Below are 18,026 nucleotides of genomic sequence, written 5' to 3'. Positions count from 1 at the left end.
GATCGGGCAGCGGTCATCTCAGTTCGATAATGTCCGGTCGTGAACGCACCCCTTCGCGGACGGCTGGCGGACGGCCAACCGGTCTCCCTGCTCGCCGAGCTGGTCGACCCGTCCGAGGCCGAGTCCGCCGCGGCTGCGGGCGCGGAGGGCGTCGGACTGCTCCGCAGCTGGTTCGCCGTGCGCCCGGACGGTGCTCCGCTGCCGGTCGCCGAACAGCAGGCCGGCTACCGACGTGTGCTGCGGGCGTTCCCCGGTGCCCGGGTGGCGGTCGAGGCGCTCGACCCCGGCGAGCGCCAGGGCGCGTTCGGCATCCGCGGCGTGCGCGCGCTGCAGGCCCGTCCCGACGTCCTGTCCATTCAGTTGGACGCTGTGTCGGGCGCCGCCCGCGAGACCGGCGCCGAGCAGGTGGACGTCGGGATCGTCACGGCGATGGTGACCGAGCCGGAAGAGGTGGCGTGGTTCCTCGAGGAGGCGCGCTTCGGCGGGGTCGCGACCGCCGGTGTGCTCGTTGATCTGCCCGCCGCTGCGGTGCTCGCCGGCACGATCCTGCGAGCGGCGTCGTTCGCCACGATCGACACCGACGGGTTGACGCGGTACGCGGTCGCAGCCGACCGGGCGGCGGGCACCGGACGCTGGTACGACCCGTGGCAGCCGGCGACGCTACGGCTGGCCGAGCTCGTGGGGGCGTCCGGGTCGTTGGCGGGTAAGGAGATCAGCGCTCGGGGCGCCGGTGCGGCCGACCCGCTGCTCGCGTGTGTCCTGATCGGTCTGGGCGTCACCAGCCTGGTGCTCCCGCCCGACCGCTTCGAGCCGGTCCGCGCCGAGTTGGCCCGGCACGCGTTCAGCGACTGCCTGCGGTACGCCGAGCTGGCCACCCGCGCAGCGTCCGCTGAAGACGCCCGCCGCCGCGTCCACGCGGCGATCGATCGCTAGCCCGTCGTTCGGGTGTGGGTGACCACTTCACGTAACGATGTGCCGGCGCCGATGCGCTGCCAGCGGCGTTGCGTCCAGGCGTGCAGCGTCCAGCCCTCGCGGGTGACCGCCGCGAGCACCCGCCCGTAGCGCTGCGCGACCTCCTGCAGCAGCGTCGGGATTCCGGTCTCGACGTCGACCGCGCGGCCGTGCTGCGCCGGGCTCAGCGGCTCGGTGCGAGCCACGTCGTGCTCGATCCCGCCGAGGCGCTGGGGGAGCGCGGCGAGCACGCGCCCGACGGCGTCGCCGAGCGTCAGGTCGATTTCCGGCGGGGCGTACCGGCTCTTCGCTCCCCGGTGGGTCACCGCGAGGCCCCACCGCAGGCGTCCGCGTGGATCGACGGCGATCGCGATCTCTGCCCGGGCGTCGACCCCGAGCACTGGCCTCAGCAACGATTCCACTGGCACGTCACCCGGTGGGCGGACGAAGTAGACGAGGCGCCCGCCCGGCCGACCGGCGGTGAGCCGCGCCAGGTACTCGGCCACGACCTCGCGCGGGTCGCTCAGGTCGGTGGCGAGCACACCCTCGCGCGCCAGCGCGCCGATCGAGCGGATGCCGTGGCTGCACAGCCAGTCCACATCGGTGCCGAACGCCTCGGCCCAGGCCACCGCGGTCAGCTCGCGCGGCACCCGGGCACACCGGACGCCCTGATCGTTGACGAAGAACTCGACGTTCGGCGTCTTACCGATCCGGAGGTTCGTGGTCTGGCCACGGCCGTCCGGACCGATCAGCGTGACCACCGCACCCAAGTGAACCAGGCGGGTGTCGTCGCAGCCGGAGCAGTACGGATCCGGCGCCCGGCCGACACCCGCGCAGCGCGGGCAGTCCGGCGTGGCGACGTCGTCCAGGTAGGTGCACGAGCACTCGCGCCAGGCGACGCCCGAGACGCAGCGGGCGCACCGCTGGGTGGGGATGGACGGACCCAGCCACGGCGGCGTCCGCAGTTCGTCCACCCGGCCGACGACGCGCTCGACAGTGGACCGGACCTGACCGGTTTGCTGCGCCGCGAGCAACTCCCGCTCCTCGACGACGGTGAGCGCGGACAGCTGCCAGCGGCCGTCCCGCCAGGTCGCACTGCCACCGTCCGCTCCACTCGCGGTGATCGTGACGGCCGCGACCAGGTCCTCGACGGTCCACGCCGAGGTGCCGTCACCGGCCGGCGGCGGGGAGGCGACCACCCAGTGACCGGCGGCGGTCGTCGCGCCCTTGGCCTGCTCGACGAGGTCTGACGGGGTGTGGGCGAGTAAGGACTCGGTGAGCGTCGCGGTGCCCGGGTACCAGGCCTGGCCCTGGCGCGGCTGCGCACCGGGCACCTCGTAGGCCACCGACCAGAACCCGTCCAGGAAGCGGACGACGAGGTCGAGCCGACCGGCGTCGGCGGCGCGGCGGAGCTCCACCAGCCGCTGTTCCGGGTCCACGTGCGCCCGGACGCCTGCCGGGTAACCGACGTACAGGTGCCAGCGACGACGCCCGGCCCACTCGGCGATCGCGGCCTGCTCGGCGGCGGACTTCTCCGCGTTGGGCGCCGCCAGCGTCCAGGTGTCGGGCAGGTAGATCGGCGTGGCGAGGTCAGCGCTGGCCAGCGGCCGGTCGAGCATGTCGTAGAGCGTGTCGACGCCGACCCGCGCGGCGAGTTCGCGGACGATCGCTGACAGATCGATCATCCAGCGGCCGGGACGAGCCTCCCACGGCACCGGCTCGAAAGCGCCGGGGACGACCTGGACGGAACCGGTCTGCCCGGTCACCGCGTTGACAACGGTGACGACACCCTGGGCACGCAGCGAGCCGCCCTGCCGGCACGGGAAACACATGACGGTGGTCTCGCCGGAGCCCCGGCAGATCTCACAGTCCGGGTACGGGTCGGAGTCGGAGAGGAGGAGGCGGCCGCTCACCAGGAACTCAGTGCCGTTGTGCCGACAGGCGCACGGAGCGATCCTGAACCCGAGACCGTCGCACGCCGGACAGGCGATGAGCGCGGGCTCGACCGGAGCGGTGTCTGCCATGGAACCTCTTCGGGTTGCCTCGACCCTGATGTCGCATACGTCCGTAACGCTTTCCCTACCGAAGGTAGACAGAGCGTGTTGGACGAGCGCTTCACGGTAGCGTTTGTACCGGCGTTGCGGGAGGGGTATCTGTTAAACATTGCCGTACGTTTGGCAACCGTCCGAATAATGCTCCATTAAGTCCTGCTTTGAACATTTCTCAGTTTTAGGCGCCATTAAGGTTTTATCGCCCCGCGAGAGCGCTTGTCGGGCACCGCTGCCTTCACGCAGGTCATCCCGGATCCCGCCGGAGGCGCGGCGAGGGCCCCATCATCGCGGACCTCTGCACCAGACTGTGACAGGGTTGTGTCAACACCATCAGACAGTGGCGTAATCAGGCCTCAACGAGCGTGGACGCCGCGTGAGGCGCGGGAATCCCGGATCTGCCCCCACCGAAATTCAGCCCTGCGTTTGGCCTGGTCAGGACGTGGCATACGTATCCTTAACAGGTCTAAAGGCGCGCGAACCAGACTCGCGCGGTCGGAGGGGCGGGAAAGATGTCCGGACTACCGAAGAACCATAAGTTGGGGAAGGTCTACCGGTACGGCGGCGGCTTCATGGGCCTGGTACTGCTGACATTCGGAATCCTGGGCTTCGCCAACCAGCTCGAGTTCTTCTCCACCGAGGGCAAAGAGGTTGCCGGACTCTCGTCAAACGGTGCGCTGGCGCTGATCTCCGTCGTAGTAGGTCTTTGCCTGCTCGGCTGCGCCGCCGTCGGTGGTAATACCGCGTCGTGGGCGAACAGCGCCTTCGGCTGGGCGTTCATCCTCAGCGGCCTGGTCAACATGACGATCATGCGGACCGAGTTGAACTTCCTCGCGTTCCGGATGAGCAACGTCATCTTCTCGTTCGTGGTGGGCGTCGCGCTGATCACGTTCGGGATGTACGGGCGGGTGAGCGGAACGCTGCCGCCGGACAACCCGTACTGGCGGGAGCGGCACGGCCTGCCGCCGGAGGTGCAGGAGGGCGAGGACCTGCGGCTGGAGTCGATGCTCGGTGCCGCGACCGACGGCGACCGGGGTTCCGACCCACACAACATGGCCGGCGTGCCGCGTCACACGTCGACCGGCGCACCGATTCCGGTGCTGTCCGGCGGACCGATCCTCTCCGGAGCTCCGGCCCAGCCGGTACACAAGCCGCGCTGACGCGGACGATTTGTAGCGGGCCCTGTCTCCCTGGGAGGCAGGGCCCGCACCAGATGGTGGCGTCCCGGACCACCATCTGTGGCGGCCGCTCGGCGGGCGGCGTGAGGGTGGGCGGTCAGTGGGGAGCCCGGCGGGCGGCGAGGAGTCGGGCGGGCGTCAAGCCGGTCAGCGCGCGGATCTCACGGGAGGCGTGCGGCTGATCGGCGTAGCCCGCCGCCGCAGCCGCGGCGCCGACCGCGTAACGGTCCTCCTCGGCGCGCCGCAGGAATTCGTGCACACGCGCCACCCGGTGCAGCGTCTTCGGTGTCAGGCCGGTCTCTGCTCGCACCAGGCGGCGGAGGTGTCGGGACGAGAAGCCGGTGCGGTCGGCGACCGTGTCCACCGCCGGGGCGTCGGGCGCGGTCAGCGTGCGGACGATCGCCACCGTGGCACGGTCCGGCCGGACGTCCCGCCACCGCTCGCGAAGCCAGGCGCCCGCCGCGGCCCCGGGCGCCCAGACCGCCTCGGCTACCAGGCGGGCGGAACGTCCGTCGAGAACCGCGTCGAGCGGGAACGAACGGTCGGTCAGCTCATCGGCGTCGACGCCGAAAACCGCGCGGATCGCATACGGCTCCAGCCGCAGGCCACGGACGTGCGACCCGTCGGACAGCCTGGGCAGGTCGACCCGGGTCGCCGGGCCGACGAGCTGGGCTGCGCCATCGTCACCGACCAGGATGTCCGCGCAGTTGTCCGGAATGACGCGGTGGATCAGCAGCCCACCGGTGATCCGCTGCTCCCACCCGCAGCGCGCGACATGGCCGAGGCCCAGCGGCGGGTACTCCCGATACTCGTTCCGCCCGACGTGGCCGATTCGTTCAAGACCGTCCGCCGCCGGCCCGCCAGAGTGATCGGCATGGATCAGAGACTCAACGTCATCACGCTGGGCGTCCGCAATCTGGACGCCACTCGCCGGTTCTTCGTCGACGGCCTGGGTTGGAAGCCGCACCTCGACGTCCCCGGAGAGGTCATCTTCTTCCAGGTCGGTCATGGACTGCTCCTCTCGCTCTGGGATCGCGAGGCGATGGCGGCCGAAGCCGGCGAATTCCATCGGGGTGACGCCGCAGCGCCGATCACCCTCGGCCACAACGTGTCCTCCGAGGACGAGGTGACCGCCGTACTCGATCGTGCCACCGCAGCGGGAGGAACGGTCACCGGTCCGGCCGAGCGCCGGGACTGGGGCGGCGTCTCCGGGTACTTCACCGACCCCGACGGTTACCGCTGGGAGGTCGTCCACAACCCGGGTCTGTCGTTCGCGCCCGACGGCACGATCACGTTCGCTCCGCCCCAGGCCTGACTCACGGCTTCCAGTCCGGGGTGCGGCCGAGGAAACGCAGGAGTCGGGCCGCCGCGCCGTCGCCGGACTCGGAGTCCTGCGCGGGCCCGAACGCGAACGCACGCAGCGGTCCGGCGATCGTCTCCGCAATCGGCGTCAACTGTTCCGCGAGCTCGTCGGAGAGCGGCGACGGCACGCCGATCGCGACCGCGATGTCCCAGGCGTGCACCGCGGCGTCGAGAGCTGCGGCGTCGACCACCTGTTCGGCTGACAGCGGCCCGATCGGCAGCGGGCACGGCACCTCGGGTGTCGCGGGAGCGACGGTGGCGAACGCTGCGGTCGTGACGGAGAGCGCCGACTCGAGATAACCCTGCGCCGACTCCGGCGCGTTCTCGGACGGTGCGAACGGGTCTTCGGTCGGCCCGCCGCTCCCCGTGATCGCCGCCGCATATCCGCGCTGGTCACCGGCCGCGTGGCGGAGCACCTGCGCGACGTTCCAGTGCTCGCACGGCGTGTGGCGGGCCCAGTCGGCGTCGCCGAGCTGCGCTGCCACGGACCGCAGCGCCTGGTGTGCCTGCTCCAGCGTGACCCACTCGGTGGTCGAGGACATCGGGGCTCCTATCTCCGGAACGGAACGTGCTGTTCCGTTCTGGGACCGAGCCTATCGGAATGGATCGTTCCGTTCAAGGGGCTATGCTGACCGCATGCCGAGCACCGGTTTGAGTGGGCGCAAGGCCCAAGCTGCCCGCAACGATCAGACGATCCTCGCGGCGGCCCGCGAAGTGTTCCTGCACGACCCGACCGCACCGATGTCCGCGGTCGCCGAGGCGGCCCACGTCGGTATCGGGGCGCTCTACCGCCGTTACGCGAGCAAGGAGCAACTGCTCCGGACCCTGTGCGCGGCCGGGCTACAGCGATTCGTCGAGATCGCCGAGCACGGGGCCACGGTTGAGGACGCCTGGGAAGCGTTCGCCGGGTACGTCAGCGCCGTGGTTGATTCCGACGTGCATTCGCTCACTGTCCACCTCGCCGGGACGTTCACGACGACCCCCGAACTGAGCACCCTCGCCGGGCGGGCCGCCGAACTCGGCAACGCGCTGTTTCGCCGGGCGCAGGAGGCCGGCGCCCTGCGTCCGGACCTTCACCCCGCCGACGTGCCGATGCTGTTCGAACAGCTCGCCGCCATTCGTTTCGGCGACAACGAACGCACGGCGGCGCTGCGCCGCCGGTATCTCACGCTCCTGCTCGACGCCCTGCGGCCGGAGTCGGCCAGGACGCCGCTGCCCGGCGAGGCGCCGACCCCGGACGAGCTGAGCGGCCGTTGGAGGCCGACAGAGCCCGCGTAACCAGGTTCTTGTGGTCAGACACCCGTGCTCATGTCGACAAATCGACTGAAGTGCCCCTGGAAGGCCACGGTCACCGTGTCGGTCGGGCCGTTACGGTGCTTGGCCAGGATGAAGTCGGCTTCACCTGCGCGCGGGGACTCCTTCTCGTAGTAGTCCTCGCGGTGCAGCAGTAGCACCATGTCGGCATCCTGCTCGATCGACCCCGATTCACGCAGGTCCGACAGCTGTGGACGCTTGTCGGTGCGCTGCTCCGGGCCACGGTTGAGCTGCGAGGCCGCGATCACCGGCACCTCGAGCTCCTTCGCCAGCAGCTTGAGGCCACGCGAGAGTTCCGCGACCTCCTGCTGGCGGGACTCGACCCGCTTGTTGCCGGTCATCAGCTGCAGATAGTCGATGACGACAAGACGCAGGTCGTGGCGCTGCTTGAGCCGCCGCGCCTTCGCCCGGATCTCCATCATCGTCATGTTCGGCGAGTCGTCGATGAACAGCGGCGCTTCGCTGACCTCGCCGATGCGCCGGGCCAGCTTGGTCCAGTCGTCCTCGGAGAGCTGCCCGGAACGCAGGTGGTGGAGCGGCACGCGAGCCTCGGCGGAGAGCAACCGCATGGTGATCTCGATCTTCGACATCTCCAGGCTGAACACCGCCGAGGTGAGCCGGTTGCGGATCGACGCCGAGCGGGCGACGTCGAGGCCGAACGTGCTCTTACCGAGACCGGGACGGGCCGCGACGATGATCAGCTGGCCGGGGTGCAGGCCGTTCGTCAACCGGTCGAGGTCGGCGAACCCGGTCGGGACGCCGCTCATCACGCCACCGGTGGCGCCGATCGCCTCGATCTCGTCCATCGTCGGCTGGAGCAGCTCTTCGAGGACCGTGTAGTCGTCGCTGGTGCGCTTCTCGGTGATCTCGTAGACCGCCTGCTGCGCCATGTCGACGACGTCGTCCACCTCGCGTCCGGCGCCGGCGGCCGAGCCGTACCCGAGCTGGACGATCCGGGTGCCTGCCTCGACCAGGCGGCGGAGGATCGCACGTTCGGCGACGATCCGCGCGTAGTAAGCGGCGTTGGCGGCGGTCGGCACCTGCTGGATCAGCGTGTGGACGTACGGAGCACCGCCGACGCGGGCGAGCTCGGCACGGTCGGCCAGAGCGGCGACGACCGTGACCGGGTCGGCGGGTTCACCGCGGCCGTAGAGGTCGAGGATCGTGTCGAAGACGAGCGCGTGCGCGGGCTTGTAGAAGTCGTTGGAACGGACGATCTCCACGACGTCGGCGATCGCGTCCTTGGAGAGCAGCATGCCGCCGAGAACGCTCTGCTCCGCGGCGAGGTCTTGGGGAGGCGTGCGGTCGAAGTCGCTCGGTGGGGCGTAGGACTCGACCTCGTCGCTGACGGCCACCCGCGTCCCTCCCCGGCACTCCAGCGCCCCCGTCAACCCGGAGCACGTCACCACTGTCGTACCGGATGGGTCCGACAGTTCCCGCTGAGCCGGGTGAGTCGACGATAGAAAGCCGGGGCGGCTGCGGACAAACCGGCCTGTGCACAGGCCTGTGGACAACGTTGTGGAAGACGGGGGGTAACTCTGTGTGGGATCTGTGCAGGAAGGTGTGAACGAGGAAGTATTTTCGGGCCGAATTAGGCCTCTGAACTGCGGAAACGTGCGTCCACCGGGTGTGGACGGGAATTAGTCAGCCCGACACCGTCGACGTTGGTGACGGTGGGTAACGCGCCGCATCGCTGTGTACATGCGCTGTCCACAGCCGAGTGGACACCCGCTCACCGCCGACGGGGAGCCGGCTCCAGAACGATGCGGCGGGCAGTGTCGCGGGTGATCGTGTGGACGGACGCGTAACCCGGCTCGCCTTCCTCGGTCAGCGGGCGTAAGCGTGTCCAGCGCCGCCAGTGGCGCTGCACCGTCCGCGCCGGGACCTTCCGGCCACGGATCCGTTGACCGTCCAGCGACTCGGCCAACGAGACGTTGAGCCACAGCAGGATCGCCGGACGACGAGACAACCGCGCGACGATGCTGAGCAGGCGCCTGGCCCAGCCACGGGTGGCCGTGTCGTGGAGCACGATCGTCTTCCGGCCGGGTAACGCGAGCAGCAGCCGGAGGTAGTGCTCGGCGTAGACCAGCGGACGCCAGATCCGGTATCCGCGCCGGCCGCCGAGCAGGCGCTCCCAGCGCGTCCGGATGTCCTCGGGGTCCCGCACGCTGAACACGCCCCGCGGCGACGTGACGCGCAGCCGGTGCAGCAGCGTGCTCTTCCCTGCGCCGGGGACGCCACCGACGACCACGAACGCGCGGCGCGGCAGCGGAAGCCGGGGCGCCTCACCGGGATCGGGCTCGGTCGGGCCGAGGCGCGCGGGGCCACCGCGCCGAGACGCCCCGCCGCGTGGGGCGCGGGTCGCGGCCGGCACCGGCTCCGGTGGACCGGCCTGATCGGTGCTGGGGGTAGGAGGGGCGAAGAACAAGGCGGATGAAAGAACGGCTGTCCCGACTCTCATGCTTCAGTGTGCACACGCCCGCGCAAGATTCGGCTGTGTCCAGTCACCACACGGACACTTCAGGCGTCAGTCGTGACCAAGCGCACACGTTCCGTCTCTCTACGGTAGCCAGGACACGTGTTCATGAAGCAGCGTGTAACCGACAAACGCGACGATGTCGATCAGGGCGTGCCCGATCACGAGCGGCCACAGCCGGTTGGTGCGCTGCCAGAACCGGCCGTAGACCAGCCCCATGAGCAGGTTGCCGAGGAAGCCGCCGAAGCCCTGGTAGAGGTGGTACGAGCCGCGCAGAACCGCCGCGGCGAGCAGCGACTTGTTCTCGCCCCACCCGAGTTGCCGCAGCCGGGTGATGAAGTACCCGACGACCAGCACCTCTTCGGCCCACGCGTTCGCGATCGCCGCGATGATCAGCACCGGCGCACGCCACCAGACGTCGTTCAACGCCGCGGGCACCACGGTCAGGTTGATCCCGATCGCCCGGGTGACCAGGTAGAAGGCCAGGCCGGGTAGCCCGATCAGGGCCGCCAGCCCCGCGCCGCCCGCGAGGTCCCCGCGGATCCGGTCCCGACCGAGCCCGATCGCCCGCGGGGCGATACCCGAACGCCAGAGCAGGTACAGCCCGAGGCCGCCCCAGACGCCGAGCTGACCGGCCGACAACAGCTGATAGGCCAGGTCGATCAGGTTCGCCGCCGCACGCGACACGTTGAGCGCCACGGTCTGGTCCGACAGCGGTTCGGGCTGCAGCAGCGAGTCCAGCAGCGACAACAGGCTCCGGACGCCGGAGAGCCCGAGCGTCAGGGCGAAGACCAGAAAGACCTCGATCGCGAGGGCACGCCGCTCGGCGGGGTCGGTCACCACAGTCGGCTCCGCCGGCCGAGCGGGCGCCAGGATCGTCCGCACGCTCACCGGAGCAGGTTACTCAGCCTGCCCGTGCCCTGCCTGCACCGCGCCACGCACGGCACGGCACGGCACCGCGCCACGCACGGCACCGCGCCACGCACGGCACCGCGCCACGCAGGGCACGGGCCACGCACGGCACAGGGCCGCGCCACGCACGGCACCCGCGCCGCGCCACGCACCGCACGGCACGACACGGACCGGGCCACGGAGACGGCGATGGCCGGCCCGGAGACCCGGGCCGGCCATCAACGACGAGCGAGACTTACTTGTCCGCGACGACGTCGAGCGAGATCTGCGCGGAGACGTCGGGGTGCAGCCGCACCGCGACCTTGTGCGACCCGGTCGTCTTGATGTGACCGGGCAGCTCCAGCCGACGCCGGTCGAGCTCCGGACCGCCGGCGCGGACCACGGCCGCGACGACGTCGGCAGCGGTGACCGAACCGAACAGCCGGCCGCCCTCGCCTGCGCGAGTAGCCAGCTGAACCTTCAGCTTCTCGACCTGGCCCTTGATCTCCTGGGCGTGGTCGAGGTCGCGCACCTGACGGGCGTCGCGCGCCCGCCGGATCTGAGCGACCTGCTTCTCCTGACCGCGGGTGGCCAGGATGGCCTTGCCCTGCGGCAGCAGGAAGTTACGGCCGTAGCCGTCCTTCACCTCGACGATGTCGCCGGGCGAACCGAGGCCACTGACCTCAGAGGTGAGGATGATCTTCATTTCCTCGCCCTCCTCAGCGCGCGGTGCTGGTGTAGGGCAGCAGCGCCATCTCGCGGGCGTTCTTGATCGCGCGGGCGATCTGCCGCTGCTGCTGGCTCGACACACCGGTCACTCGACGGGCACGGATCTTGCCGCGGTCGGAAATGAACTTCCGCAGCAGCGCCGTGTCCTTGTAGTCGATGTAAGTGATCTTGTCTTTGTCGAGCGGGTTGATCTTCTTCTTGGGCTTCCGCACGGGCGGCTTGGCCATGGGTCTTCCTTACTCTGCTTCACTCGGCGTCGAACACGAGTGAGTGCGATCGGTGGCTCTACGCGGCTGTGGCCGACGCTGCCGTTAGAACGGGGGCTCGTCGCTGAACGAGCCGCCCCCGCTGCCTGCTGGCGTCGCCACGGCCCACGGGTCGTCTGCTGGCGCCCCACCGCCGGTGTTGCCGCCGCCGGACGAGCCGTAACCGCCGCTGCTGCTGCCACCACCGCCGCGGGTGGTCTTGTTGACCCGCGCGGTCGCGCTGCGGAGCGACGGGCCGACCTCGTCGACCTCGACCTCGAATACGGTGCGCTTCTCACCCTCGCGGGTCTCGTAGGACCGCTGCCGGAGCCGGCCCTGCACGATGACCCGCATGCCGCGCTGCAGCGACTCGGCTACGTTCTCGGCCGCCTGCCGCCAGACGTTGCAGGTGAGGAAGAGGCTCTCGCCGTCCTTCCACTCCCCGCTCTGCCGGTCGTAGGTACGCGGCGTCGAAGCGAGCCGGAATTTAGCCACAGCTGCGCCACTGGGGGTGAAGCGCAACTCGGGGTCGTCAACCAGGTTGCCGACCAGGGTGATGACGGTTTCGCCTGCCATGGGGTGCGATCCTCCTCAACCGATCTCGTCACTGAGTTCTCGAACTGCTGCTTGGTCGCTCAGCCTGCCCGAGGGGTACGACGAAATCGGTTGCTCTCAGCGCCTCAGCGCTGGTCGGGTCGGATGACCTTGGTCCGCAGAACGGACTCGTTGAGGTTCAGCTGACGGTCGAGCTCCGCGACAGCCGGAGGCTCCGAGTTCAGGTCGACGATGGCGTAGATGCCTTCGACCTTCTTGTTGATCTCGTACGCGAGCCGACGCCGGCCCCAGACGTCGACCTTCTCGACGCTGCCACCGGACGTACGGATCACGTTGAGGAACGTGTCGAGCGAGGGAGCGACGGTGCGTTCCTCGAGATCAGGGTCGAGGATCACCATGACTTCGTAATGACGCAAGGTGGAACCCACCTCCTTTGGACTCAGGCGGTCACGGTCGGTCCGTGACAGGAGGGTCGATCGCGTCATGCAATCCCGACCACCCTACCAGCGCAGACGGAGTGCTACCGACCGCCGCCGCGCCGCCTGTGGATCGTCACCCGCGCTTCCGGCGTAGCGTCCGCGCCTTCCTGGCGGCCTGCGAGTGGGCGCCGACCTCGACCACCGGTCGATACGCGAGCACCGTGCGGAACGCGGCCGCGCCCAGGCCGGCGATCACCACGGCGGTGAGCAGGACGACGAGCCCCAGCTGGTCATGGGTGCTGGAGAACCCGGGGAACGGGGGCAGTACCGGGGAGACCTCGGCGTCCGCCGGGTCCAGATCGGGTGAGCCTGGCCGCTCACCCTCCGGAGTCACCGCGTCGTCGGCGTCGTCCCGTCCCCGGTCTTCGGAAGGGCCGGTGGGCGACGGCGAGGAACTCGGGTGCACGGAGGCCGAGCTGCTCGGCGCGAGAGGGATCACCGCGCCGCTCCGGGTGCTGGGGGTCGCGCCGGCGGGCCCGCTCGGTGCCGACCCGTCGTCGGGGCCCGGCGACTCCGACCGACGCTGGTCGGCGCTGTCCGGCCCGGACGTCGACCTCGGTTCCGCCTCGTCGGGCGAGGCCGCGAGCACGGTGACCCGCCCGGCCGAGGACGTCAGTGCCCCCACCAGCGGGACGTTCGCCGCGCTCGCGACGGCGGTGAACGTCTCGGCCCTGGTGGTGCCGGTGAACAGCATCGACGCCGAGCCGCCCGGCTCTACGCGGGTGGACTCCCCGCCCACCGTGACCCTGAGCACGACCGCGGTGGCGTTCACGAAGAGAACCTCGCCGCCGGCCGGAACCGTCACCGCGGTCGGCCCGACCGTGATCGCGCTGAGCACCCCGACGACGTTCAACACGCTGTTGAACGTCATCGTCGCGTCGGCTGCCCGCACGGGCGCCGGACCTAACGACGTCAGCGCTGACAGCGCGGCCAGGAGCAGGGTGATCGTGCGCTGCTGCCGTCTCGACACCGGCCCTCCCCAGACGTTCGGTACGCACAACGACGCCCCACCGCACCGGTGACGCCCGGGAGCCGCGGGCAGTGTGGCCGAACTCTCCGTAACGTCGTAGCCCTGCCCTAAGCTCGCGCCATGCGTATCGGTGCCCATGTCGACCCCGCCGACCCGCTGGCCGCCGCCTCCGTTCGCGGCGCCGACGTGGTCCAGTTCTTCCTCGGTGACCCGCAGGGATGGAAGAAACCGGTGCCGCGCGAAGACGCTGCCGCGTTGATCGCCAGCCCGGTCGACGTCTACATCCACTCGCCGTACGTCATCAACCTGGCCAGCACGAACAACCGGATCCGGATCCCGTCCCGGAAGTTGCTCGGCCAGCACGCCGAGGCGGCCGCAGCGGTGGGCGCCAAGGGGCTGATCGTGCACGGCGGTCACGTCGGCAAGGGTGACGACGCCGAGGTCGGGTTCGACAACTGGCGCAAGGCGTTCGCCCAGGTCGCCGAGTCCGGTGGATTCCCGCTGCCGATCCTGATCGAGAACACCGCGGGCGGTGACAACGCGATGGCCCGCCGGTTCGACCGGCTGGCCCGCCTGTGGGACGCGATCGGCGAGTACGAGCCCGGCTTCTGCCTGGACACGTGTCACGCCCACGCCGGCGGCGAGGATCTGCTCGGCGTCGTCGATCGGGTCAAGGCGATCACCGGCCGCATCGACCTGGTGCACGTCAACGACTCGAAGGACCCGTTCGACTCCGGCCGCGACCGGCACGAGAACCTCGGCAGCGGCCAGATCGACGCCGACTTGCTGGTGGCCACCGTCGCTGCGGCCGGGGCGCCGGCGATCTGCGAGACGCCCGGCGGGGACGACGGCCAGTCCGCGGACATCGCTTTTCTCCGGGAACGGCTGGCCAAGTGAGCGGTTCGCACGAAGGCAGCGCCCCACCCGGCGACGCCCCGACCGACGACACCCATCCGAACGACGACCACCCCGACGACGCCCCCAGCCCGGACGGCACGCGCCCGGACGGCACGCGCCCGGACGGCACGCGCCCGGACGGCACGCGCCCGGACGACACAGGCCCGGACAGCACAGGCCCGGACGGCGAGCACCCCGAGAAACGCCGTCGGCCTGACGTCCACAAAGCAGTGAAGGCGCAGCCGAACGCAGACGTTCGGCAGGCGACACCGCGGTGGCGTTACCTCCTGCACCGATTCACGACCAGTGAGTTCACCCTGGTCGGTCTCGGCTTCGCACTCGTCGCCGTGGTCATGACCTGGCCGACGCTGAAGAACCCGTCCACCACGGTCCCGCAGGACGTGTTCGACCCGCTGCTGATCGCCTGGGAGCTGGCCTGGGGCGGGCACGCGCTGCTGACCCAGCCGGACGCGCTCTGGCAGTCCAACGCGCTCTACCCCGAGGCCGACTCGTTCGCGTTCACCGACAGCCTGCTCGGTTACGCGCCGCTCGGCTTTGTCGGCGAGGGGCCGGCCGCCGCGCTGGTCCGGTACAACGTCGCCTACGTGTTGGCGTTCTATTTGGCCTCGGTCGGCGGATACGCGCTGGCGAAGCGGCTGGGCTCGGCGTGGCCCGGTGCGGTGCTGGCCGGTCTCGCGATCGGCTACGCGCCCTGGCGGCTCGGCCAGGCGGGCCACCTGCACGTGCTCTCGACCGGCGGGATCGCGCTGGCGCTCGCCGCGTTGGCGAAGGGCCACGGGTGGTCCCTGACGCGTGGCTACCGGCCCGAAGAGGTTCGCCCCGGCTGGGCCGCCGTGGGCTGGGGCCTGGCGTGCTGGCAGATCACGATCGGGTTCGGCATCGGGCTGCCGTTCGGTTACGTCCTCGGCGGGGTCTGCGTCGCGTCCGCGATCGGCTGGCTCGTCACCGGGCGCCCGCGCCTACGCAAGGGCCTCCTGATCGCGGACGCCGGAGGCGCACTCGCGTTCCTCACGATCACGGCGCTGATGGCCCGGCCGTACCTGCGTGTGGTCGAGGCACACCCGCACGCCCGGCGCACCGAGAGCGACCTGACGCTGTTCTCCCCACCGCTGCGGGGCTTCCTCACCGCACCGGAGACCTCGTGGCTCTGGGGTGAGAGCTCCGCCCAGTCCCGCAGCACGCTGCTCTGGGCACCGGAGATGACGATGCTGCCCGGCGTCTTCCTCCTGGCCTGTGCGGCGGTCGGCCTGTTCTTCAGCGTCTGGACCGTGCGGCAGCGCCTCTGGCTGGCGGTCGCCACCGTGGTCAGCGTCGTTCTCGGGATGGGCACCACGTTCTTCGGCGGCGAACCCGGTTACCTGCTGCTCTACCGGTACCTGCCGGGTTGGGACGCGATCCGCACGCCCGGTCGGCTGGTCATCTGGACCACGCTGGTGCTCGCGTTGCTCGCGGCGGGCGCGGTCACCGCGTTCGGCAACCGCCTGGCGCCGCGAACGCACCCCCGAAAAACAGCAAGGCTGGTCGTCGCCGCCGCACTGGTTCCGGCGCTCCTCGTAGGCGTCGAAGGCCTCAACACCACACCGCACCCGACTGCGCCCGCCGTGCCGCAGTCGTTCCGTGGCATCACCGGACCGGTGCTGGTGCTGCCCAGCGACGCCCGCGACCAATGGCCGATGCTCTGGTCCACGGACGGGTTCCCGAAGATCGTCAACGGCGTCTCCGGGTTCACGCCGAACTCGCAAGAGCAGATCCGAGCGGCGGCGACGGTCTTCCCGTCCGCGGAGAGCATCCAGTACTTCCGCGACCTGGGAATCAAGACCGTGCTCGTCCTCCGCGAGGGCGACTACAGCGCCGTCGGAACGGACTACGAGCGGATACTCACGGCCAGTGTGGACGGACTGCCGCTGTCACGTATCGACCGCGGCGACGGGGTGCTTTTCGAGCTGCGGTGATCGGGGTGGCGGGGTGCTCTCGTCGAGCACTCCGCCCTCCGGATCGTCGACGCCGTCCCGTCGGACGACGTCCAGCTCCGGCCGCAGCGCCTCCCGCACTACCAGCCCGCACAGAACCGCGACGCTGAGCCAGCGGGCGATGCTGGCCAGCGTGAACGCCGCTTCCGGCAGCACCGCGTTCTTGCCGCCGGAGACACGGATCAGGATCTGGTAGAAGCAGAAGAAGTAAGCCAGTTCGCAGGCCTGCCAGATCAGGATCGCGCGCCACTTCGGCCGGGCCAGCACCGCCAGCGGAACCAGCCACAGCACGAACTGCTGCGACCACACCTTGTTCGTCAGCAGGAACGCGGCGACGACGAGGAACGCCATCGCGCCCAGCCGCGGCCGACGGGGGGCGAACATGATCAGCGCCGCGATCCCGATGCAGCAGAGGGCATAGAGCACCCACGCGGTCGCGTTCAGCGCCGGAATGTGGTCACCGAGCCAGACGAATGGCGGTAGACCCAGATCGGGTTTGCCCTCCGCGGTCCGGCCGACCGGAATGTGCGTGCCGATGTACCAGAACGTGCCCCAATCGATCGGACGCTCCGACGAGAGGCGGAAGAACCTCGACCAGCCGTCCGGCGCCATGATCGCGAACGGCACGTTGATCACGAGCCAGGTGAAGACGGCGCTACTCACGGTCGTCAGTGCGGAGAGCCGCGCCTCGGTAGTCCGCCGTCGGAAACAGAGCAGTACCAGTGGACCCAGGATCAGCAACGGATAGAACTTCGCCGCGGTCGCCAGCCCGAAGAACACACCTGCCCATCCGGGCCGCATTCGCGACCAGGCGAGGATCGCCAGCGCGGTCAGAGCGATCGCCAGGTAGTCCCAGTTGACGGTGGCGGTGACGAAGACCGCGGGCGCCAGCGCCACGATGACGCCGTCCCACGGTCGCCGCGCCCGCGAGCGAACCACCGCCCACGTCGTGATCAGACCGAATCCGGCCAGCGCGAGCGCGGTCAGGTCGTAGAAGATCGTGCCTTCGTTCGGGTCCCCCGGCGTCAGGAAGTCCACCGCACCGCTGGAGACCAGCGCGTGAACGGGCAGGCCGATCACGCCCATCATGATCCCGGTCAGCACCGGGTACTCGACCTCGTGCTCGATGTAGGGGATGTACCCCTTGTTGAGCTCCTCCGCGTAGTAGAGCGCGAGGACATCGGTGTAGCAGGCATTGCGGTACTGGTCGTAGTTGTCCCAGGCGCCGTCACGGCACGGGGACTTCTGGACCCAGTTGAACGCGAAGACCAGCGTGGTCAGCAGCAGTGCCACCTGGAGCGGCGTCCAGAACCGTTTGCGCAGGCTGGCATGTCGGCCCAGTGGTCCGCCGACCGCCTGGGACAGGCCGGCCACGACCCGATCACTGTGGCTCGGGATCACGATGTCGACGTCGGTGCGCTCGGTCGTTCGCTGGGTCACGCCACGATCCTGCCGCACGAGGGGAAATCACTCGGGCTCGACACCAAAGACGATGCCCCGTCCGACAAACGCCGGACGGGGCATCGGTCGTCAGTGAGGCGTCAGTCGACGTCCGGAAGCGCCCAGGGTCCGCAACCGTTCGGGTCGCACACGCGATATTTCCGGATGTAGAAGCCCTTCGTCATACTCACGCAGCCGGCCCAGAAGTCGCCCGGGACAGGCGCGCTGTAAGAGGTGTCGTAGTAGTCGAGCAGTCGTCCGTCGTTCGGATCGACGCGGAGGTAGGCGGACAGACCGTCGTTCGACCAGTTGCAGATGTTCAGGTTGTAGTGGCCGCCCGAGGACGCCTTGTGCACGACAGATCCGTAGTCCTGGCCGTAGTAAACGCCGGCCTGCGCCGCAGTCCCCGACGCGGCGAGAAACACCCCGGTGATCAGGAGAGTGCTGACCAAAGCAACGATCCATCGACGAAGCCGCATACCGTGCCTCCTCTGGAACAA

At 69.9% G+C, this 18,026-nt stretch carries 19 protein-coding genes; 6 read left to right on the top strand and 13 right to left on the bottom strand.

Features of this window, described 5'->3' with window-relative positions:
• Window positions 1–39: 39 nt before the first annotated feature.
• Window positions 40–933 carry a putative PEP-binding protein gene (locus BUB75_RS37120; RefSeq protein ID WP_073264221.1) on the top strand — a complete coding sequence of 298 codons (894 nt, stop codon included), beginning with the start codon at window positions 40–42 and terminating at the stop codon, window positions 931–933.
• On the opposite strand, the gene BUB75_RS37115 is transcribed toward BUB75_RS37120, so the two are convergent.
• Window positions 930–2,975, bottom strand: a complete 2,046-nt coding sequence (locus tag BUB75_RS37115; protein WP_073264219.1) for a hypothetical protein — start codon at window positions 2,973–2,975, stop codon at window positions 930–932. The two genes, BUB75_RS37120 and BUB75_RS37115, sit on opposite strands and share 4 nt — an antisense overlap.
• A gap of 563 nt (window positions 2,976–3,538) precedes the next feature.
• On the opposite strand from BUB75_RS37115, the gene BUB75_RS37110 reads away from it, so the two are divergent.
• Window positions 3,539–4,159: a DUF4383 domain-containing protein gene (locus tag BUB75_RS37110; protein WP_218617993.1), complete on the top strand. Its 621-nt coding sequence runs from the start codon at window positions 3,539–3,541 to the stop codon at window positions 4,157–4,159.
• A gap of 115 nt (window positions 4,160–4,274) precedes the next feature.
• Here the strand turns inward: BUB75_RS37110 and BUB75_RS44625 are convergent, their stop codons facing one another.
• The gene (locus BUB75_RS44625) at window positions 4,275–5,186 is read right to left on the bottom strand and encodes a helix-turn-helix domain-containing protein (protein ID WP_245806368.1); all 912 of its coding nucleotides are present in this window, start codon (window positions 5,184–5,186) and stop codon (window positions 4,275–4,277) included.
• Here BUB75_RS44625 and BUB75_RS45815 point away from each other — a divergent pair.
• Window positions 5,073–5,492: a VOC family protein gene (locus tag BUB75_RS45815; protein WP_245806370.1), complete on the top strand. Its 420-nt coding sequence runs from the start codon at window positions 5,073–5,075 to the stop codon at window positions 5,490–5,492. The two genes, BUB75_RS44625 and BUB75_RS45815, sit on opposite strands and share 114 nt — an antisense overlap.
• A gap of 1 nt (window position 5,493) precedes the next feature.
• On the opposite strand, the gene BUB75_RS37095 is transcribed toward BUB75_RS45815, so the two are convergent.
• Window positions 5,494–6,081: a TIGR03086 family metal-binding protein gene (locus BUB75_RS37095; protein ID WP_073264215.1), complete on the bottom strand. Its 588-nt coding sequence runs from the start codon at window positions 6,079–6,081 to the stop codon at window positions 5,494–5,496.
• Between the two features lie 94 nt (window positions 6,082–6,175).
• Here BUB75_RS37095 and BUB75_RS37090 point away from each other — a divergent pair, with 94 nt between their 5' ends.
• Window positions 6,176–6,817, top strand: coding sequence for a TetR/AcrR family transcriptional regulator (locus BUB75_RS37090; RefSeq protein WP_073264213.1), 642 nt, complete (start codon window positions 6,176–6,178; stop codon window positions 6,815–6,817).
• Between the two features lie 14 nt (window positions 6,818–6,831).
• Here BUB75_RS37090 and dnaB read toward each other — a convergent pair whose 3' ends face one another.
• The 8 genes from dnaB to BUB75_RS45810 form a co-directional block, all read right to left on the bottom strand.
• On the bottom strand, window positions 6,832–8,208 hold the full coding sequence (gene dnaB / locus BUB75_RS37085; protein ID WP_073264211.1) for a replicative DNA helicase: 1,377 nt from the start codon (window positions 8,206–8,208) through the stop codon (window positions 6,832–6,834).
• A gap of 377 nt (window positions 8,209–8,585) precedes the next feature.
• A complete protein-coding gene (locus BUB75_RS37080) occupies window positions 8,586–9,227 on the bottom strand; it encodes an AAA family ATPase (RefSeq protein ID WP_073264209.1) in 642 nt (213 codons plus the stop codon).
• Window positions 9,228–9,413: 186 nt separating this feature from the next.
• Window positions 9,414–10,220, bottom strand: a complete 807-nt coding sequence (locus tag BUB75_RS37075; protein ID WP_073264207.1) for a CPBP family intramembrane glutamic endopeptidase — start codon at window positions 10,218–10,220, stop codon at window positions 9,414–9,416.
• A 256-nt stretch (window positions 10,221–10,476) separates the two neighbouring features.
• Window positions 10,477–10,926, bottom strand: a complete 450-nt coding sequence (rplI, locus tag BUB75_RS37070) for a 50S ribosomal protein L9 (RefSeq protein ID WP_073264205.1) — start codon at window positions 10,924–10,926, stop codon at window positions 10,477–10,479.
• Between the two features lie 13 nt (window positions 10,927–10,939).
• Window positions 10,940–11,176, bottom strand: coding sequence for a 30S ribosomal protein S18 (rpsR, locus tag BUB75_RS37065; protein ID WP_035859653.1), 237 nt, complete (start codon window positions 11,174–11,176; stop codon window positions 10,940–10,942).
• Between the two features lie 84 nt (window positions 11,177–11,260).
• Window positions 11,261–11,770 carry a single-stranded DNA-binding protein gene (locus BUB75_RS37060; protein ID WP_073264203.1) on the bottom strand — a complete coding sequence of 170 codons (510 nt, stop codon included), beginning with the start codon at window positions 11,768–11,770 and terminating at the stop codon, window positions 11,261–11,263.
• Between the two features lie 104 nt (window positions 11,771–11,874).
• On the bottom strand, window positions 11,875–12,165 hold the full coding sequence (rpsF, locus tag BUB75_RS37055) for a 30S ribosomal protein S6 (RefSeq protein WP_073264292.1): 291 nt from the start codon (window positions 12,163–12,165) through the stop codon (window positions 11,875–11,877).
• Between the two features lie 136 nt (window positions 12,166–12,301).
• The gene (locus BUB75_RS45810) at window positions 12,302–13,198 is read right to left on the bottom strand and encodes a hypothetical protein (protein ID WP_143175657.1); all 897 of its coding nucleotides are present in this window, start codon (window positions 13,196–13,198) and stop codon (window positions 12,302–12,304) included.
• A 120-nt stretch (window positions 13,199–13,318) separates the two neighbouring features.
• Here BUB75_RS45810 and BUB75_RS37040 point away from each other — a divergent pair, with 120 nt between their 5' ends.
• Together BUB75_RS37040 and BUB75_RS37035 are read left to right on the top strand one after the other, a co-directional pair.
• Entirely contained in the window at window positions 13,319–14,095 is a 777-nt protein-coding gene (locus tag BUB75_RS37040; protein ID WP_073264197.1) for a deoxyribonuclease IV, read from the top strand.
• The gene (locus tag BUB75_RS37035) at window positions 14,092–16,068 is read left to right on the top strand and encodes a hypothetical protein (RefSeq protein ID WP_084742172.1); all 1,977 of its coding nucleotides are present in this window, start codon (window positions 14,092–14,094) and stop codon (window positions 16,066–16,068) included. The genes BUB75_RS37040 and BUB75_RS37035 overlap by 4 nt, the downstream gene beginning before the upstream one ends.
• Here BUB75_RS37035 and BUB75_RS37030 read toward each other — a convergent pair.
• Both BUB75_RS37030 and BUB75_RS37025 read right to left on the bottom strand, forming a co-directional pair.
• Window positions 16,024–17,526 (bottom strand): glycosyltransferase family 87 protein, encoded by a 1,503-nt coding sequence (locus tag BUB75_RS37030; RefSeq protein WP_073264195.1) that lies wholly within the window; start codon window positions 17,524–17,526, stop codon window positions 16,024–16,026. The two genes, BUB75_RS37035 and BUB75_RS37030, sit on opposite strands and share 45 nt — an antisense overlap.
• Window positions 17,527–17,627: 101 nt before the next feature.
• Entirely contained in the window at window positions 17,628–18,005 is a 378-nt protein-coding gene (locus BUB75_RS37025) for a hypothetical protein (protein WP_143175656.1), read from the bottom strand.
• Window positions 18,006–18,026: the final 21 nt, after the last annotated feature.

This window comes from Cryptosporangium aurantiacum (assembly GCF_900143005.1).
GTDB lineage: Bacteria > Actinomycetota > Actinomycetes > Mycobacteriales > Cryptosporangiaceae > Cryptosporangium > Cryptosporangium aurantiacum.
This window is presented reverse-complemented; position numbering and strand designations above follow the sequence as displayed.

Excerpts from the sequence above, each read along its gene's own strand:
- rplI (WP_073264205.1), bottom strand. The coding sequence starts at position 10,926 with ATGAAGATCATCCTCACCTCTGAGGTCAGTGGCCTCGGTTCGCCCGGC.
- BUB75_RS37115 (WP_073264219.1), bottom strand. The coding sequence starts at position 2,975 with ATGGCAGACACCGCTCCGGTCGAGCCCGCGCTCATCGCCTGTCCGGCG.
- BUB75_RS37025 (WP_143175656.1), bottom strand. The coding sequence starts at position 18,005 with ATGCGGCTTCGTCGATGGATCGTTGCTTTGGTCAGCACTCTCCTGATC.
- BUB75_RS44625 (WP_245806368.1), bottom strand. The coding sequence starts at position 5,186 with ATGACCGACCTGGAAGAAGATGACCTCTCCGGGGACGTCGAGGTGCGG.
- BUB75_RS37060 (WP_073264203.1), bottom strand. The coding sequence starts at position 11,770 with ATGGCAGGCGAAACCGTCATCACCCTGGTCGGCAACCTGGTTGACGAC.
- BUB75_RS37090 (WP_073264213.1), top strand. The coding sequence starts at position 6,176 with ATGCCGAGCACCGGTTTGAGTGGGCGCAAGGCCCAAGCTGCCCGCAAC.
- BUB75_RS37095 (WP_073264215.1), bottom strand. The coding sequence starts at position 6,081 with ATGTCCTCGACCACCGAGTGGGTCACGCTGGAGCAGGCACACCAGGCG.
- rpsR (WP_035859653.1), bottom strand. The coding sequence starts at position 11,176 with ATGGCCAAGCCGCCCGTGCGGAAGCCCAAGAAGAAGATCAACCCGCTC.
- BUB75_RS37040 (WP_073264197.1), top strand. The coding sequence starts at position 13,319 with ATGCGTATCGGTGCCCATGTCGACCCCGCCGACCCGCTGGCCGCCGCC.